A 16,411-nucleotide genomic window follows, 5' to 3' on the forward strand; every position below is an offset into this window, starting at 1 on the left:
CGTGAGCGTCTGGTCTGTCACGGCCACCCGTTTTGCAACAGTTTTCAGGAGTGATTTCCCATGTCCGATATCCGCTTTGACGGCCGCGTTGCCATCGTCACCGGTGCCGGCGGCGGCCTTGGCCGATGCCACGCGCTTGAGCTTGCCCGCCGCGGCGCGAAAGTTGTCATCAACGATCTCGGCGCCTCCATGGACGGCTCGGGCGGCAGCTCGGCCGCAGCCGAGGCCGTCGTCAAGGAAATCGAGGCCCTGGGCGGCGAAGCCATCGCCAATGGCTCGTCCGTTGCCGACGAGGCCGGCGTGAAGAAGATGATCGATGACACGATGGCCAAATGGGGCCGTATCGACATCATCATCGCCAATGCCGGCATCCTGCGCGACAAGTCGTTCTCCAAGATGACCACCCAGGACATCGACCTCGTCCTCGCCGTCCACCTGCGCGGCACCTTCCTGCCGGTTCACGCCGCCTGGAACATCATGAAGGAACAGAATTACGGCCGGATCGTCGTGACCACCTCCTCCACCGGCCTTTACGGCAATTTCGGCCAGGCCAACTACGGCGCCGGCAAGCTGGGCGTGGTCGGCATGATGAACACGCTGAAGATCGAGGGCGCCAAGAACGACATCAAGATCAACGCCGTCTGCCCGGTCGCCGCAACCCGGATGACCGAGGGGCTGATGCCGCCGGAAGCCCTTGAGCAGCTGAAGCCGGAATATGTCACGCCGGGCGTGATGAACCTCGTCAAGGACGACGCTCCGACCGGCATGATCCTGTCGGCCGGCGCCGGTGCCTTCTCCATGGCCCGCATCGTGGAAACCCACGGCGCCTATGTCGGCCAGGGCGAGGAACTGACCGCTGAAGCCGTCGCCGCCAAGTGGGGCGAGATCACCGACACCAGCAAGACGCTGGACGCGTTCACCTCCGGCGGCCAGCACGGCGCCAACATGTTCTCGCTGGTGGCCGAAGGCAAAGCCAAAGGCTGAGCCCCGGCCGGGACTTGCCAAATAGGCGAGTGAGGCGCAGGCTTGGTCTCCCGAAAGGAGACATGCCATGCGCCTCATCGCCCTTGCCCTCTCTCTGACTCTTGTGACCGGTTGTGCCTGGTTCCAGAAACCCGGCGCGGCCGTCGACGCCGCTTCGGAGTCCGTCGCCGAAGCGCCGGACATGCCCGCGGCGCCTGCAAGGCTCACCGCCGGTGAAGGCGAAATGTGCGGCGGCATCGCGGCCATCGCCTGCGAAGACGGCCTCGCCTGTATCATGGAAGACGGCGTCTGCCACTCCGTCGCCGACGGCGCGGGCACCTGCATGCAGAAGCCGATGATCTGCACCAAGGAATGGATGCCGGTCTGCGGATGCGACGGCGAGACCTATGGCAACAAGTGCGAAGCGCTTGGCGCCGGTGTCAGCGTCGACTTCAAAGGCGAGTGCGAACCGAGCGGAAGCTGATCCGCCGGCGGACTATTCCTGCTTGCGCAGGTACATCGAATTTTTCGGCTTCGAGAAGACACGCTCGACCATCGGCTCGAAGAATTCGAGCGGTTCGCTTTCATAGTCCGGATCGAAGGCCGCCTGATCGTATTTGTGGCAGAACTCGGCGCAGCGCTGATAGTGCGGGCTGTCCTTGAATTGCTCGCGCATGTTCTTGTCGAGGCCGAGATACTCGAAGAAATAATAGCCCTGGAACGCGCCGTGATTGGCGACCATCCAGAGGTTTGCCTCGGACACGAACGGCTTGAGGATCGCAGCGGCAACGTCCGGATGGTTCATGCTGCCGAGCGTGTCGCCGATGTCGTGCAGCAGGGCGCAGACGACATATTCCTCGTCCCGGCCATCACGATGGGCGCGGGTCGCGGTCTGCAGGGAATGCTGCAGCCGGTCGATGGGGAAGCCGCCGAAATCCCCGTCCAGCAGGCGCAGGTGATCAAGCACCCGTTTTGCGAGCCCCTTGTTGAAGATGCGGGAATTCTCCGCGATGATCTCCCAGTCTTCCTTTGTGCCTTCCAGCATTTCCCGGAATTTGGCGCGTTCGCCGGTGGCGTGTCCGTCTGCCATTTTATTTCCTCCCTTATGTTGCGAGCTTCGGGATAGTCCGTCGCCCTTATGTTCAAAATCCTTATACGGATCAGATTGGCGGCACAGCACTGGGCGGCACGTCCGGATCTTCCTCGTGCACCTCGATCAGGCCGCGGCCGACATGGCTGTGCTTGCGGCTGTAGAGGAAATAGATCACGAGCCCGATGGAGCCCCAGACCGGCAGCACCATTTTCGCCAGCAATGGCAGGTTCAGATAAAGCCCGAGACAGCCGAGCGCCGCAATCGGCGCAATCACCCAGACCAGCGGCGTGCGGAACGGGCGGTAGCGGTCCGGGTCCGTCCGGCGCAGCACCAGCACCGCAATCGCCACCATGAAGAAGGCGAACAGCGTGCCGGAGTTGGAGATGTCCGCCAGCTGCCCGACCGGGAAAAAGGCGCCGGCAATCGCGACGCAGATGCCGGTGAAAATGGTCATCTTCCAGGGCGTCTTGAATTTGGGGTGCACGTCGGCAAGTTTCTCCGGAAGCAGGCCGTCGCGCGCCATGACGAAGAAGATGCGCGTCTGGCCGTAGATCATCATCAGGATCACCGATGGCAGGGCGATCGAGGCGGCGAGGCCCACAAGGTTTCCAATCGCCGGGAAACCGATGATGCGCAGGGTTTCCGCCAGCGCCTCATTCGAGCACACGATCGGTGCCTCGCCGAGCTGGGCAAGTTCCGCGCAGCGTGCGGCAAATGCCGCGCCATCCGGCGGCAGGATAGTCCCCGCCGCATCGCGCAGCGGCTGAGCCCCGACCGTGCCGATAACGCCGGCGGCGACCAGGAAGTAGAACACCGTACAGACGGCCAGCGATCCGATGAGACCGATGGGCACGTTGCGTTGCGGGTTCTTGGTCTCTTCCGCCGCGGTCGAAACCGCATCGAAGCCGACATAAGCAAAGAAGATCGTCGCCGCGGCACCGACCACGCCCATGCCATGATGGCCAAGGAAACCGGTCGGCATCAGCGGCGTGAAATTCTCGCCTTTCAGGATCGGCAGGCTGAGCACGATGAAGGCGGTCAACGCCGTGACCTTGATCGCCACGAGCACGGCGTTGACGGTCGCGCTCTCACTGGTGCCGATGACCAGGAGCCAGGTGACGACCGCCGCCACGACGATCGCCGGCAGGTTCACCACACCATGGCTGAAATCGACAGTCGGGATAAACCCATCGAGGCCCCATGCGGGGCCGCTACTGAGTGCAGTGGGCAAGGCAAATCCTGTCAGATTCTCGACAAGGCCCATCACATAGCCGGACCAGCCGACACACACGGCCGAAGCCGCCACCGCGTATTCGAGGATCAGCGCCCAGCCGACCATCCAGGCCAGCAGCTCCCCCATCACCGCATAGGTGTAGGTGTAGGCAGAGCCCGAAACCGGCACCATGGAGGCGAGTTCCGAATAGCAGAGCGCCGCAACCGCGCAGACAAAGCCCGCGATCATGAAGGAGAACATCATGCCCGGCCCGGCCTTTTGCGCCGCGGCGGCCGTCAGCACGAAAATGCCCGTGCCGATGATGGCACCGATGCCCAGCATGGTCAGGTGGAAGGCCCCAAGGGACCGGTGAAGGGACTTTTTCTCGGCGGTCGCAAGGATGGCGTCGAGTGGCTTGATGCGGTCTAACAACATGGAATGGGGCTCCAGCTCCGTTGACCCGGCCAGAGCGTAACCGCAATTCCGGCGCAAACAAGCGGCCCATAAGGAAAAACCCCTCCCTGTTGCCAGGGAGGGGTCAGCCTGCTGCGGGGCAGCGCCGGGGTATCAATCCCAGAGCGTGCCCAGCGCGAGCCGGTCACGCCAGGTTTCCCGGCGGGGCACATGGGGCGGGCCGCAATTCCGGCAGACATGGTCGTGCAGCCGGTTTGCGACAGCCCAGGTCGCCTCGCCGGTGCGCCCGCCCGCCCGCTCGACCGCATCAATGATGAACCGAAGGGTCTCATCCTTCAGGTCTTCATTGTGCGGACCGAGCGCTTCGGCGAGACGCCAGCCGGCCGGATCCTGACGCAGGGCGATGGCCGCCCGCTCCGCCCCGTCGCGCAGGACGTAGACGGCCATGCGGCCATTGGCGAGGTCGCTGGTGAAGTCCCGCAGGCAGTTGCGGAATTCCAGCGCGACTTTGACCAGCGTCTTGCGGTCGTCGACCCGGAAAAAGGCCGGCGGCAGGACGGGCGGCGGCAGCAGCGCGCCGAACGCGACGGGCTGCAGGTCTTCCGCCGCCATGTCGAACAGACGCTGCGGATTGCCGGCACGTTCCCACCGGCGGGCGATGCCCGGACCAGCTTTCTCACCATGGATGCGGACAGCGAGCCGGAAAGCCTCTGCGAGGTCTTCGGTTGCCGCCACATTTTCCGGCACGTGCATCAGGATCCCCTGCACGCGCAAGACGGCCGGCAGAATGCCGATCATCCTGAGGCGCGGGGCCCGGATGTCCTCCGTGTGCCGAATGACGAGCGCGGTCTCTTCCTGTGCGAACAGGTCGAGCAGCAAATCGTAGTCGGCATTCTCCCACAGCGGTTCGCCGAGACGTCCGAGCGCCTTCATCAGGCCGCCCGGCGCATGGCCGCCCATCAGGAGACGGGCGACATCCGGATCGCGGGCCCGCTCGGCGGCATACACCGCTTCATCGGGTCCGTTGCCGCGGCTCAGCAGGATTGCCGCAGCATGGCGACGGGCCGTCGGCAGGGCGAAGAAGCCTGTGTGGGGCGCCGGCCATCCGGCCGCAATCAGGTCCGCATGCCCGCCCGCAATGAAGCGCAGCAGGGGCGTAGGTGCGCCCATGCGGCCATGTGGCTGCACGAGGCGCCGGGTCATGGGGTTGCCCATGATCCACCTCCTTCCATATCGTCCGCCAGCTGAAGGGACAGCCTTTGAACAACTGAATTATGTGCGAGAGGTCAGACGCCCACCGGCAAAAGCGCGGGGGACGCGTGACGCGCTCCCCTTAGTCGTAGGGAGCAGGTATGCGATGTAATACTCTGCTTCATATGCGCTTCCATTGGGGTTCTTGTGCGGGGGTGCCGCAAGCCTTCCGTATGCAGAGGGCTTACGGCGAAGATGTGGCAGATAGCGGATGATTGCGGGGCAAGTCAAGGATGTTTCGATAATTTCCCTGGGCCTGCCGCGCCGCGGAGCGGCTTGGCGTTCCCTGCCTCACCGCGTGGCGGTGAGGCGTTCGCCCCTCGCATCGCTCCGCTGGAGCGATGCGTTGCCCGTTGGGCAAACAGGGCTCACCCCTTCACGCACACAACCTGCTTCAGCGTGTGGACAATTTCCACGAGGTCGCTTTGCGCCGCCATGACGGCGTCGATGTCCTTGTAGGCCATCGGCGTTTCGTCGATGACGCCGGCATCCTTGCGGCATTCCACGCCCACCGTGGCGGCGAGGTGGTCGTCCAGCGTAAAGGTCCGCTTGGCTTCGGAGCGGGACATGGTGCGTCCTGCCCCGTGCGAGCACGAGCAGAACGAGTCCACATTGCCCTTCCCGCGCACGATGAAGGATTTAGCCCCCATCGAGCCTGGAATGATGCCCAGTTCGCCCGCTTTCGCGCTGACCGCGCCTTTGCGGGTAACCCAGACATTCGCGCCGAAATGGTGCTCCTGCTCCACATAATTGTGGTGGCAGTTCACCGCCATCCGGTCCAGCGTAAAGGCCGGCATCAGATCGCGCAGGGCGATCAGTACACGGTCCATCATCACTTCGCGGTTGAGGCGCGCATAGTCCTGCGCCCAGCCGACAGCCATGACATAGTCGTCGAACAACTCCTCGCCTTCCATAAAGAAAGCGAGATCCTTGTCCGGCACATGGTAGCCGAGCACCCGCTTCTCCAGGGCCTCGCGGGCTTCCTGGATGAAATAGGTGCCGAGGATGTTGCCCGTGCCGCGCGAGCCGGAATGCAGCATCACCCAGACGCGATCCGCCTCGTCGAGGCAAAGCTCGATGAAGTGGTTGCCACCACCGAGCGTCCCAAGCTGTTTCGCAAAAGCCGTGCGCTGGATGCGCTTGTGCTTTCCCGTGATCAGTTCCAGACGCTCTTCGAGCCCAGACTTGCGCAACGCGGAGGATGCGCGCGCCGGGGCGTCCTTGTGATTTCCGCCCGGACCATTGCCGACCGGAACCTTCCGCTCGATCTCACTGCGGACGGCCGACAGGCTGTCCGGCAGCTGGCTGGCCGTGAGGCTCGTGCGCACCGCCATCATGCCGCAACCGATGTCGACACCGACAGCAGCCGGAATGATCGCGCCCTTCGTCGGGATGACGGAACCAACCGTCGCCCCGCGCCCGAAATGCACGTCCGGCATCACGGCAAGGTGCGAATGCACGAACGGCAGGCCGGCGACATTCTCCAGCTGCTCGCGCGCGGCATCTTCCACCGGCACGCCTTTCACCCAGGCCTTGATGCGGCCACCGGCGAAGGTTTCGAAAACTTCAAACTCGCTCATCTTACTCAGCCTGCCTCCGCAGGCTCCTCCTCGTCCAGCCCTCCGCGCGGCCCCATCAGGTTCAGACAAGAAAAAACCCTCCGGGCGAAACGCGCGGAGGGCGACAGATGACCCTTTCGGGTCACGGGCTGACCATCAGCCCTATCCAGCAACCTCCATGCGGATTCGTGCGAACCCCTGTTCCAGGGCCGCATCCTTCCTTGGCTGATTTGGGAACCGATAAGACATCGGGCCTCTCCGTTGCTGAATGGAGGCGCCGTATGATGGAAAGGGATTGGTCCGTCAACAGCAAAAACGAAAAACCCCGGAGGAATTCTCCGGGGCTCTTTGTTTTCCCGAGGGAAAAATCTTTGCGCGGATTATTCGCCGGCGTCGAGTTCGGCTTCGTGGCGAGCCTTGTCGGCGGCGCCGCGGGCGTCTTCGTCACGGTCGACCAGTTCGAGGACGGCCATCGGCGCGTTGTCGCCATGGCGGAAGCCAGCCTTCAGCACACGGGTGTAGCCGCCGTTGCGGTTCTTGTAACGGTCGCCCATCACGTCGAACAGCTTGCGCACGGCGTCTTCGTTGCGAACTTTTGCGATGGCCTGGCGGCGGGCCGCGAGGTCACCCTTTTTGGCAAGCGTCACCAGCTTGTCGATCAGGGGAGCCATTTCCTTGGCCTTCGGCAGGGTCGTCACGATCTGCTCGTGCTCGATCAGGCTGGCGGCCATGTTGGCGAACATCGCCTTCCGGTGGGAAGTCGACTTGTTCAGAATTCTGTGTCCGAGGCGATGGCGCATTGTCGTATCCTTAGGAGGTGGTCAGGCCCCCGTCTGAGTTCCGGGTCCTATAGGTGGTCGTCGTATTTCTTGGCAAGACCTTCGATGTCTTCCGGCGGCCAGTCCGGCACTTCCATGCCGAGGTGCAGGCCAAGACCAGCGAGGACTTCCTTGATCTCGTTCAGCGACTTGCGGCCGAAGTTCGGGGTGCGCAGCATTTCCGCTTCCGACTTCTGGATCAGGTCGCCGATGTAAACGATGTTGTCGTTCTTCAGGCAGTTTGCCGAACGCACCGACAGTTCCAGCTCGTCCACCTTCTTGAGGAGGACCGGGTTGAAGCCGAGATCGGTTTCCTCGGTCGTGGTGCCGGCTTCCAGCGTCGGCTCTTCGAAATTGATGAAGAGCTGCAGCTGGTCCTGCAGGATGCGGGCAGCATATGCGACCGAATCCTCAGGCGAAACGGAGCCGTCGGTCTCGATATCGAGCGTCAGCTTGTCATAGTCGAGCACGGTGCCTTCGCGCGTGTCTTCCACCTGGTAACCGACGCGGCGGACCGGCGAATAGATCGCGTCGATCGGGATATAGCCGATCGGGGCGTCTTCCGGACGGTGGGCCTCAGCCGGGACATAGCCCTTGCCGGTGGCGATGGTGAATTCCATGCGGACTTCGGCGCCATCATCGAGCGTACAGATGACGAGATCCGGATTGAGGATGCGGATGTCGCCAGAGGTTTCGATCTGGCCGGCCTTCACTTCGCCCGGGCCTTTCGCCTTCAGCACCATGCGCTTCGGCGTGTCGCTTTCCATGAAGATCGCAACCTGCTTCAGGTTCAGGACGATCGTGGTGACGTCTTCACGCACGCCCGGGATGGCCGAGAATTCGTGGACGACATTGTCGATCTGCACGCCGATGATGGCAGCGCCCTGCAGCGAGGAAAGCAGGACGCGGCGCAGCGCGTTGCCAAGCGTCGTGCCGTAACCGCGCTCAAGCGGCTCGATGACAAGCTTCGCCTTGCGCTTCGGATCGTATCCGGCCTGAACCACGGGGCGGTTCGGACGGATCAGTTCCTTCCAGTTACGGTCATTGACGGAAGTGGGGATGGTCTCTGCCATGTGGCTGTGTCCTCAGAAAGCAGATGGCGGCGCGGGGTACGCGCCGCCGGAAAAGTTCGTTCCGTACTAGACGCGGCGGCGCTTGGGCGGGCGGCAGCCATTGTGCGGGATCGGCGTCGTGTCGCTGATCGCCGTCACGGTCAGGCCAGCAGCCTGGAGGGCACGCAGCGCGCTCTCACGGCCGGAGCCGGGGCCGCGCACGAGCACTTCGACCGTTTGCAGGCCGTGCTCCATTGCCTTCTTCGCAGCGTCTTCGGCAGCCATCTGGGCCGCATAAGGGGTCGACTTGCGCGAACCCTTGAAGCCCATCGTGCCCGACGACGACCAGGAGATGGTGTTCCCCTGCGCGTCGGTGATGGTCACCATCGTGTTGTTGAAGCTGGAGTTCACATGAACAACGCCGGAGGTGATGTTCTTGCGTTCCTTGCGGCGGACGCGGGTCGCTTCACGAGCCATGACGATCTACCTCTTATTTCTTCTTGCCGGCGATCGGCTTGGCCGGGCCCTTGCGGGTACGGGCGTTGGTGTGCGTCCGCTGGCCGCGAACCGGCAGCTTGCGGCGGTGGCGCAGGCCACGGTAGCTGCCAAGGTCCATGAGGCGCTTGATGTTCATCGAGACTTCACGGCGGAGGTCACCCTCAACCATATAGTCGGCGTCGATGGTTTCGCGGATCTTGATGACTTCCGCATCGGACAGCTGGTTCACCCGGCGCGATTCCTCAACACCGACCTTCTCGCAGATTTCCTTTGCGAAAGCCGGGCCGATGCCATGGATGTACCGCAGCGCGATCACGACGCGCTTGTTGGTAGGAATGTTTACGCCTGCAATACGGGCCAAAGCCGTTTCTCCTCAAGCGGACTGTTCAAACATTAAAAGCGCGCCGAGCCGGAAACCCGTCCGCCTCGCGCGCCGGCGATTAAGCCTTAAGCTAGGAATGGAGGCTTATAGCCGCGGAAATTAACGCGTCAACAGCCGAATCCAGCTTTAGGCTGTCTCTTTCAGTGCCGCATCGATCTGCGCTGCAACTTCCTCGATCGAGGCCATTCCGTCGACCTCGGTCAGCACGCCCCGCTCTGCATAGATCGGGACGAGAGGCGCTGTGTCTTCATAATATTTCTCGAGACGTTTCGAGAAGGTTTCCGGATTGTCGTCCTTGCGCCCCTGCTCTTCGAAGCGCTTGGTGACGCGGGCGAGAAGCTGGGCGTCGTCCACCACGAGGCGGATGACACGGTTAACGTCTTCGCCACGGGCCTTGAGAAGGCCATCAAGGGCATCCGCCTGGCCGACCGTGCGCGGGAAGCCATCGAAGATGAAGCCCGGCGCGCCGGAATGGATGTCGAGCTGTTCGTCGATCAGGGCGATCACGATCTCGTCGGAGACGAGGCCGCCCTCATCCATGATCTTCGCGACGCGCTGGCCAAGTTCCGAGCCAGAGGCCCGGGCGGCGCGCAGCATGTCGCCGGTAGAGAGCTGGATGAAGCCCTTTTCCTCTACCAGGCGCTTGGCCTGTGTTCCCTTCCCGGCCGCAGGCGGCCCGAACAGTATCAAATTCATTTTTTCCGGCCCCCGAGTTTCGACTTGCGGATCATGCCTTCGTATTGATGCGCAATCAAATGCGACTGTACCTGCGTCACGGTGTCCATGGTCACAGAAACCACGATCAGCAGCGACGTCCCCCCGATGTAGAACGGGATTTCAGGGAAATAGCGCCGAAGCAGCTCGGGCAGAACACAGACAAAGGTCAGATACAGCGCACCGATCATCGTCAGACGGGTCAGCACGTAGTCGAAATAGGCCGCCGTGTTCGATCCGGGGCGGATGCCCGGGATGAATCCGCCGTATTTGCGGAGATTGTCGGCCGTTTCCTCGGGGTTGAACATGATCGAGGTGTAGAAGAACGAGAAGAAGATCACGAGCACACAGTAGGAAATGATGTGCACCCAGGTGCCGGCGGAGAAGTTCGCCGCGAGCCAGGTGAGCACGCCATTCATTTCCGCGCCGCCGGTGGCGCCCGCCGCGGTGTTGCCGCCCATGAATCCGACGACCGTCAGCGGCAGCATCAGCAGCGCCGACGCGAAGATCGGGGGAATCACACCCGACGTGTTGATCTTCAGCGGCAGGAAGCTCTTTTGTCCCTGTGCGAAGCCATGCGCCTGCTGGCGCTTCGGATACTGGATCAGCAGCCGGCGCTGCGAGCGCTCCATAAACACGATGAACACGACGAGCGCGATCACCATGGCCGCGATGCCCACGACGAAGACGAGGTTCACCGACGTCGCGCGAGCCTGGCTGATCAGGTTGAAGATCGCCTTGGGCATTTCCGCCACGATGCCGGCGAAAATGATCAGCGAGACACCGTTACCGATGCCGCGGGCCGTGATCTGCTCGCCCATCCACATCAGCAGCATGGTGCCGCCGGTCAGGGTGACGACGCCAGTCAGGATGAAGAAAGGCTGTGCGATGCCATCGATCCGCACCGAAGACAGGCCGGACGAGATCGCGAACGACTGAACCAGCGCGAATGCGAGGGTCAGGTAGCGCGTATACTGGTTGATCTGCTTGCGGCCCGCCTCGCCTTCCTTCTTCAGCTTTTCCAGCGTCGGGGAAGCGGTGGTCATCATCTGGATGATGATCGAGGCCGTGATGTAGGGCATCACGTTGAGCGCGAAGATGCCCATGCGCTCAACCGCGCCGCCGGCAAACATGTTCATGTTGCCGAGGAGGCCGCCGGACTGGCTTTCGAAGAGGCTGGCATACTGCGCCGGATCAAGGCCCGGAATCGGGATGAACGTGCCGAGGCGATAGAGAATCAGCATCGTCAGGGTGAACAGGATCCGGTTCTGGAGATCCTTGGCTTTGGCAAACGTCGATAGATTGACGTTCCGCGCCATCTGTTCAGCAGCATTGGCCATGGGCGCATTGTCTCCCTGAAATGCGTTCGCCGCCAAAATCGGCGGCGACGCGGTGTTTGTGAAGGGGTGCGGGGTAAATTCCGCTGCTTATTCTGCAGCCGTGTCTTTTGCGGCACCCGTGACCGTGACCTTGCCACCGGCCTTTTCCACGGCCTCGATCGCGGCTTTCGACGCGCCGGTCACCGTGATGTTGAGGTTTTTCGGGGCATCGCCCTTGGCCAGCAGGCGCACGCCGTCACGCACCTGGCGCACCAGGCCGGAAGCGACCAGCGTGTCTTCCGTCACGTTGGACGGGTCGAGCTTGCCGGCTGCAACAGCCTTGGCGATTCGGCCGAGATTGACCCAGGAGGTCGTCTTCTGCGCATACGGGGTGAAGCCACGCTTCGGCAGGCGCATGTAGATCGGCATCTGGCCGCCTTCGAAGCCGTTTACGGCGACGCCGGAGCGCGCCTTCTGGCCTTTCACGCCGCGGCCGGCCGTCTTGCCCTTGCCCGAGCCGACGCCGCGGCCAACGCGCATGCGCTGCTTGGTGGAGCCATCAGCGGGGGACAGTTCGTTGAGTTTCATCGTTCTATCTTCCGATACGTCTTGCGGTGCAGGGCGGCGGGCGATCAGGCTTTACGCCTTATTCGCCGACAACCTCGACCAGGTGGGCCACTTTGCGGATCATGCCGCGCACAGCCGGAGTGTCTTCGAGTTCCTTGGTCCGGCCGACCTTGTTGAGGCCGAGGCCGATCAGCGTCTTGCGCTGGTCAGGCTTGCGGCCGATCGGGCTGCCGGTCTGGCGGAGGGTGAGTTTGGAATTTGCCATCGCTGGTGTCCTTCCCCGTCTTAAGCGTCAATGACGCCGGCTTCGGACGCACCATCGGTGCGGCGGCCGACCACGTCCTGCACTTTCAGGCCGCGCTTGGACGCAACCGAGCGCGGGCTCGCCTGTTCCTTCAGCGCGTCGAACGTGGCGCGGACCATGTTGTACGGGTTCGAGGAGCCGAGCGACTTGCCGACGACGTCCTGGACGCCGAGGACTTCCATCACGGCACGCATCGGACCGCCGGCGATCACGCCGGTACCCGGAGGGGCTGCGCGCAGCACGACCTTGCCAGCGCCCCAACGGCCCTTGCCGTCATGGTGCAGCGTGCGGCCTTCGCGCAGCGGGATGCGGACCATGTTGCGCTTGGCTTCTTCAGTCGCCTTGCGGATCGCTTCCGGAACTTCGCGGGCCTTGCCCTTGCCGAAGCCTGCGCGGCCCTTCTGGTCGCCGACCACGACGAGCGCGGCGAAACCGAAGTTCTTGCCGCCCTTCACGGTCTTGGCGACGCGGTTGATGCCAACCAGCTTGTCGACCAGTTCGGACTGCTGCTCTTCTTCGCGATCACGATCGCGTTCGCGGCGGCGGCCTCTTCCTCTTTCTTCAGCCATCTGGCCTCTCCTTAGAATTTGAGACCGCCCTCACGGGCGGCGTCTGCCAGGGCTTTCACCCGGCCGTGGAACATGTAGCCGCCACGGTCGAAGACGACGTCTTCGACGCCGGCCTTCTTGGCGCGCTCTGCGAGGGCCTTGCCGACGAGGGCGGCGGCGGCGGAATCTGCACCGGTCTTGGCGCTGCCGAGAACGTCCTTCTCCAGCGTCGACGCCGAAGCGAGCGTGATGCCCTTCTCGTCATCGATGATCTGGGCGGAGATGTTCTTGTGGCTGCGCGCAACCGACAGGCGCGGGCGCCCTTCGGCGACCTTGCGGAGCTTTGCACGAACGCGCTGGGCGCGGCGCTGCATCTTTTCGCGTGAGCTTTTCATGGCGTTACTTCTTCTTGCCTTCCTTGCGGCGGACATATTCGCCCTGATAGCGGATACCCTTGCCTTTGTAAGGCTCCGGCGAGCGGTACTTGCGGATTTCGGCGGCAACCTGGCCGACGACCTGCTTGTCTGCACCCGACACGACGATCTCGGTCGGCTTGGACGACGCGAGCGTGATGCCTTCCGGCGCAGCGTAGACAACGTCGTGCGAGAAGCCGAGGGCCAGTTTCACGTCCTTGCCCTGCATCTGCGCACGATAACCGACGCCGACCAGTTCGAGAGTGCGCTCATAGCCCTTGGACACGCCTTCAACCATGTTGGCGATGCGGGCGCGGGCGGTGCCCCACTGGGTGCGGGCGACCGGGTCAAGCGCCTGGGCCAGCGTCGGAGGACGCTTGCCGCGGGCTTTCGCGGTCTCGATGGCAGCTTCAGCAGCGGCCATGATGTCTGCGCGCGGCGTGAGCGTGAGCTCGCCACCTTCCAGCTTCGGCGTGATGACCTCGGCAACAGTCATCGACAGTTCGCCCTTCGGGCCCTTGGCCTTGATGGTCTGTCCGTCCACGGACAGCGTGGTGCCGTTGGGAACAGTGATCGGGAGTTTACCAATACGTGACATGATGCGCGCTCCTAGAAGACCCGGCAGAGCACTTCGCCGCCGACATTCTCGGTGCGGGCAACGTTATCGGACATCACGCCTTTCGAAGTCGAAAGGATCGAGATGCCGAGGCCGTTACGCACCAGCGGGATGTCGGAGACAGAAGAGTACACGCGGCGGCCGGGCTTGGAGACACGCTTGATCTCCGAGATGACCGGCTGGCCTTCGTAATACTTCAGCTCGATTTCCAGGGACTTGTGACCGTCTTTTTCGATTTCGGCATAGCCACGGATGTAGCCTTCGGACTGGAGCACTTCCAGCACGCGGGCCCGCAGCTTGGACGCCGGGGTGACAACTTTCGACATGCCGCGCATCTGAGCGTTGCGGATGCGGGTCAGCATATCGCCGAGGGGATCGGAAATGTTCATCTTTGGACCTCCTCTCTTACCAGCTGGACTTCACGAGGCCGGGGATCTGACCGTTCGAGCCAAGCTCGCGCAGCGCGATCCGCGACATTTTCAGTTTGCGATAGTAGCCGCGCGGACGGCCCGACACTTCGCAGCGATTGCGCACACGGTTCGAGGCCGAGTTACGCGGCAGTTCCGCCAGCTTGAGGCGCGCCTTGTAGCGCTCTTCCAGCGACAGGTTCTCGTCCATCGCAGCGGCCTTCAGTTGCTCGCGCTTTGCGGCATAGCGTGCCACCAGCTTCTCGCGCTTCTTGTTCTTTTCGATTGCGCTCTTCTTTGCCATTTCAGCAGTCTCCTCGCGCCCTAGTTCCGGAACGGGAAGCCGCACTCGGCGAGGAGTGCCTTGGCTTCCTGATCGGTTGCTGCGGTCGTGCAGACGATGATGTCCATACCGCGGACGTCGTCGACTTCGTCGTAATTGATCTCCGGGAACACGATGTGTTCCTTGAGGCCCATGGCGTAGTTGCCACGGCCGTCGAAGCTCTTGCCGTTGAGGCCGCGGAAGTCCTTGACGCGCGGCAGCGCGATCGTCGTCAGACGGTCAAGGAATTCGTACATGCGGTCGCGGCGCAGGGTGACCTTGCAGCCGATCAGCATGCCTTCGCGGACCTTGAAGCCGGCAATCGACTTGCGGGCCTTGGTGGCAACCGGCTTCGGGCCGGCGATCTTCTCGAGTTCCGCCAGGGCCGACTTGATCTTCTTGGAGTCGGCGACAGCTTCGCCCACACCCATGTTGATCACGACCTTTTCCAGCTTCGGAACAAGCATCGGGTTGGAGTAGTTGAACTGCTCCTGCAGCTTGCCACGAATCTGCTCGCGGTACTTCGTCTTCAGACGGGGTTCGTATGCCTTAGACATCGATGGATTCCCCAGAGCGTTTTGCGAAGCGCGTCTTGCGCCCCTTGTCATCAGTTTTGAAACCCACGCGGACGGCCTTGCCATCGCGCGGATCGGCGAGCGCCACGTTCGAGACGTGAATCGGGGCTTCGAAGCGCTTCAGACCGCCGGCATCCATCTGGGACGGCTTCTGGTGGCGCTGGACCACGTTCACGCCGCGCACGACGACGCGGTTCTCATCCGGGATCACCTTCAGGACTTCGCCCTTGGTGCCCTTGTCGCGACCGGTGATCACGATGACCGTGTCGCCCTTCTTGATCTTCGCAGCCATGTTACAGGACCTCCGGGGCCATGTTGGCGATCTTGACCTGGTTCTTGGCGCGCAGTTCGCGCGGAACCGGGCCAAACACGCGGGTGCCGATCGGCTCGCCATTGTTGTTGATGAGCACAGCGGCGTTGCTATCGAAACGGATGGTGGAACCGTCCGCACGGTTGATGTCCTTGGAGACGCGCACGACGACGGCCTTGCGGACGTCACCCTTCTTCACGCGGCCGGTCGGGATCGCTTCCTTGATCGAGACGACGATCACGTCGCCGACGGAGGCATAACGACGGCCTGCGCCACCCAGCACCTTGATGCACTGGACGCGGCGCGCGCCGGAGTTGTCAGCCACCTTGAGGTTGGTCTGCATCTGGATCATGCGTCACTCCCCTTCGCCGCTGACGAGTTCCCAGCGCTTCAGCTTCGACTTCGGCGGGCACTCGCGGATTGTTACGGTCTGACCCTCGACGGCGGTGTTGGCCTCGTCATGGGCGTGATACTTCTTGGAACGGCGGACGATCTTCTTCATCACCGGGTGGGTGAAGGTACGTTCGACGCGAACCACTGCGGTCTTGTCCTGCTTGGCGGAGACCACGACGCCTTCCATAATACGCTTGGGCATGATCCCTCTCCTTACGCCTTACCAGCCTGGGCCTGCTCGCGCATCACGGTCTTGACGCGAGCAATGTCGCGGCGGACTTCGGAAACGCGGGAGGTTTTTTCCAGCTGGCCGGTGGCCGCCTGGAAACGCAGGTTGAATTGCTCTTTCTTCAGCTTCACGAGCTCGTCCTTGAGCTGGTCAGCATTCTTCGCCTTGATGTCGTCGAGGCGTGCATTGGACTTCTTGGCCATGATCAGATCCCCTCGATACGCTTGACGATCTTGGTCTTGATCGGAAGCTTGGCCGCGCCGAGGCGCAGGGCCTCGCGGGCGGTGTCTTCCGGAACACCGTCGATCTCGAACAGGATGCGGCCAGGCGCGACGCGGGAAACCCAGCGGTCGACCGAGCCCTTGCCCTTACCCATACGCACTTCGATCGGCTTCGCGGAAACCGGCACATCCGGGAACACGCGGATCCACACCTTGCCCTGACGCTTCAT

Annotated in this window: 25 protein-coding genes; 2 read left to right on the plus strand and 23 right to left on the minus strand. The window is 62.8% G+C overall.

What is annotated here, in order from left to right; all coding sequences use genetic code 11:
• Window positions 1-60: 60 nt before the first annotated feature.
• The gene (locus R3C13_RS09045) at window positions 61-984 is read left to right on the plus strand and encodes an SDR family NAD(P)-dependent oxidoreductase (RefSeq protein ID WP_371310485.1); all 924 of its coding nucleotides are present in this window, start codon (window positions 61-63) and stop codon (window positions 982-984) included.
• Window positions 985-1,051: 67 nt separating this feature from the next.
• Window positions 1,052-1,447: a Kazal-type serine protease inhibitor family protein gene (locus tag R3C13_RS09050; RefSeq protein ID WP_371310486.1), complete on the plus strand. Its 396-nt coding sequence runs from the start codon at window positions 1,052-1,054 to the stop codon at window positions 1,445-1,447.
• A 12-nt stretch (window positions 1,448-1,459) separates the two neighbouring features.
• On the opposite strand, the gene R3C13_RS09055 is transcribed toward R3C13_RS09050, so the two are convergent.
• The 23 genes from R3C13_RS09055 to rplP form a co-directional block, all read right to left on the minus strand.
• Window positions 1,460-2,053 (minus strand): HD domain-containing protein, encoded by a 594-nt coding sequence (locus R3C13_RS09055; protein WP_371310487.1) that lies wholly within the window; start codon window positions 2,051-2,053, stop codon window positions 1,460-1,462.
• Window positions 2,054-2,123: 70 nt separating this feature from the next.
• Entirely contained in the window at window positions 2,124-3,704 is a 1,581-nt protein-coding gene (locus tag R3C13_RS09060) for an amino acid permease (RefSeq protein WP_371310488.1), read from the minus strand.
• 132 nt (window positions 3,705-3,836) lie between these two features.
• A complete protein-coding gene (locus tag R3C13_RS09065; RefSeq protein WP_371310489.1) occupies window positions 3,837-4,898 on the minus strand; it encodes a hypothetical protein in 1,062 nt (353 codons plus the stop codon).
• 404 nt (window positions 4,899-5,302) lie between these two features.
• Complete coding sequence (locus tag R3C13_RS09070) at window positions 5,303-6,514, minus strand: RtcB family protein (RefSeq protein ID WP_371310490.1); 1,212 nt, start codon at window positions 6,512-6,514, stop codon at window positions 5,303-5,305.
• Window positions 6,515-6,873: 359 nt separating this feature from the next.
• Complete coding sequence (gene rplQ / locus R3C13_RS09075; RefSeq protein WP_371310491.1) at window positions 6,874-7,293, minus strand: 50S ribosomal protein L17; 420 nt, start codon at window positions 7,291-7,293, stop codon at window positions 6,874-6,876.
• Between the two features lie 47 nt (window positions 7,294-7,340).
• Window positions 7,341-8,384, minus strand: a complete 1,044-nt coding sequence (locus R3C13_RS09080) for a DNA-directed RNA polymerase subunit alpha (RefSeq protein WP_371310492.1) — start codon at window positions 8,382-8,384, stop codon at window positions 7,341-7,343.
• Between the two features lie 66 nt (window positions 8,385-8,450).
• On the minus strand, window positions 8,451-8,840 hold the full coding sequence (rpsK, locus tag R3C13_RS09085; RefSeq protein ID WP_321488746.1) for a 30S ribosomal protein S11: 390 nt from the start codon (window positions 8,838-8,840) through the stop codon (window positions 8,451-8,453).
• Between the two features lie 13 nt (window positions 8,841-8,853).
• Window positions 8,854-9,222: a 30S ribosomal protein S13 gene (gene rpsM / locus R3C13_RS09090; protein ID WP_371310493.1), complete on the minus strand. Its 369-nt coding sequence runs from the start codon at window positions 9,220-9,222 to the stop codon at window positions 8,854-8,856.
• Window positions 9,223-9,369: 147 nt separating this feature from the next.
• Window positions 9,370-9,939: an adenylate kinase gene (locus tag R3C13_RS09095; RefSeq protein ID WP_371310494.1), complete on the minus strand. Its 570-nt coding sequence runs from the start codon at window positions 9,937-9,939 to the stop codon at window positions 9,370-9,372.
• Entirely contained in the window at window positions 9,936-11,297 is a 1,362-nt protein-coding gene (secY, locus tag R3C13_RS09100) for a preprotein translocase subunit SecY (protein WP_371310495.1), read from the minus strand. Before secY ends, R3C13_RS09095 begins: the two co-directional genes overlap by 4 nt.
• A gap of 87 nt (window positions 11,298-11,384) precedes the next feature.
• On the minus strand, window positions 11,385-11,864 hold the full coding sequence (gene rplO, locus R3C13_RS09105) for a 50S ribosomal protein L15 (protein WP_371310496.1): 480 nt from the start codon (window positions 11,862-11,864) through the stop codon (window positions 11,385-11,387).
• 58 nt (window positions 11,865-11,922) lie between these two features.
• The gene (rpmD, locus tag R3C13_RS09110) at window positions 11,923-12,108 is read right to left on the minus strand and encodes a 50S ribosomal protein L30 (protein ID WP_371310497.1); all 186 of its coding nucleotides are present in this window, start codon (window positions 12,106-12,108) and stop codon (window positions 11,923-11,925) included.
• Between the two features lie 20 nt (window positions 12,109-12,128).
• Window positions 12,129-12,716 (minus strand): 30S ribosomal protein S5, encoded by a 588-nt coding sequence (gene rpsE, locus R3C13_RS09115; RefSeq protein WP_371310498.1) that lies wholly within the window; start codon window positions 12,714-12,716, stop codon window positions 12,129-12,131.
• 11 nt (window positions 12,717-12,727) lie between these two features.
• Window positions 12,728-13,090, minus strand: coding sequence for a 50S ribosomal protein L18 (gene rplR / locus R3C13_RS09120; protein WP_371310499.1), 363 nt, complete (start codon window positions 13,088-13,090; stop codon window positions 12,728-12,730).
• A gap of 4 nt (window positions 13,091-13,094) precedes the next feature.
• Window positions 13,095-13,706: a 50S ribosomal protein L6 gene (gene rplF / locus R3C13_RS09125; protein WP_371310500.1), complete on the minus strand. Its 612-nt coding sequence runs from the start codon at window positions 13,704-13,706 to the stop codon at window positions 13,095-13,097.
• Window positions 13,707-13,717: 11 nt separating this feature from the next.
• A complete protein-coding gene (rpsH, locus tag R3C13_RS09130) occupies window positions 13,718-14,113 on the minus strand; it encodes a 30S ribosomal protein S8 (RefSeq protein WP_371310501.1) in 396 nt (131 codons plus the stop codon).
• 16 nt (window positions 14,114-14,129) lie between these two features.
• A complete protein-coding gene (rpsN, locus tag R3C13_RS09135) occupies window positions 14,130-14,435 on the minus strand; it encodes a 30S ribosomal protein S14 (protein WP_371310502.1) in 306 nt (101 codons plus the stop codon).
• Window positions 14,436-14,455: 20 nt separating this feature from the next.
• Window positions 14,456-15,010 carry a 50S ribosomal protein L5 gene (rplE, locus tag R3C13_RS09140; protein ID WP_371310503.1) on the minus strand — a complete coding sequence of 185 codons (555 nt, stop codon included), beginning with the start codon at window positions 15,008-15,010 and terminating at the stop codon, window positions 14,456-14,458.
• Window positions 15,003-15,320: a 50S ribosomal protein L24 gene (rplX, locus tag R3C13_RS09145; protein WP_371310504.1), complete on the minus strand. Its 318-nt coding sequence runs from the start codon at window positions 15,318-15,320 to the stop codon at window positions 15,003-15,005. The genes rplE and rplX overlap by 8 nt, the downstream gene beginning before the upstream one ends.
• 1 nt (window position 15,321) lies before the next feature.
• Window positions 15,322-15,690: a 50S ribosomal protein L14 gene (rplN, locus tag R3C13_RS09150; protein WP_371310505.1), complete on the minus strand. Its 369-nt coding sequence runs from the start codon at window positions 15,688-15,690 to the stop codon at window positions 15,322-15,324.
• Window positions 15,691-15,693: 3 nt separating this feature from the next.
• Window positions 15,694-15,933 (minus strand): 30S ribosomal protein S17, encoded by a 240-nt coding sequence (gene rpsQ, locus R3C13_RS09155; RefSeq protein ID WP_371310506.1) that lies wholly within the window; start codon window positions 15,931-15,933, stop codon window positions 15,694-15,696.
• An 11-nt stretch (window positions 15,934-15,944) separates the two neighbouring features.
• Window positions 15,945-16,163, minus strand: coding sequence for a 50S ribosomal protein L29 (gene rpmC / locus R3C13_RS09160; RefSeq protein ID WP_371310507.1), 219 nt, complete (start codon window positions 16,161-16,163; stop codon window positions 15,945-15,947).
• Between the two features lie 2 nt (window positions 16,164-16,165).
• Window positions 16,166-16,411 (minus strand): 50S ribosomal protein L16 (gene rplP, locus R3C13_RS09165; RefSeq protein WP_371310508.1); only part of this gene is annotated, 246 nt, incomplete at its 5' end.

The organism is Hyphomonas sp., from assembly GCF_041398385.1.
In the GTDB taxonomy this organism is placed as follows: domain Bacteria; phylum Pseudomonadota; class Alphaproteobacteria; order Caulobacterales; family Hyphomonadaceae; genus Hyphomonas.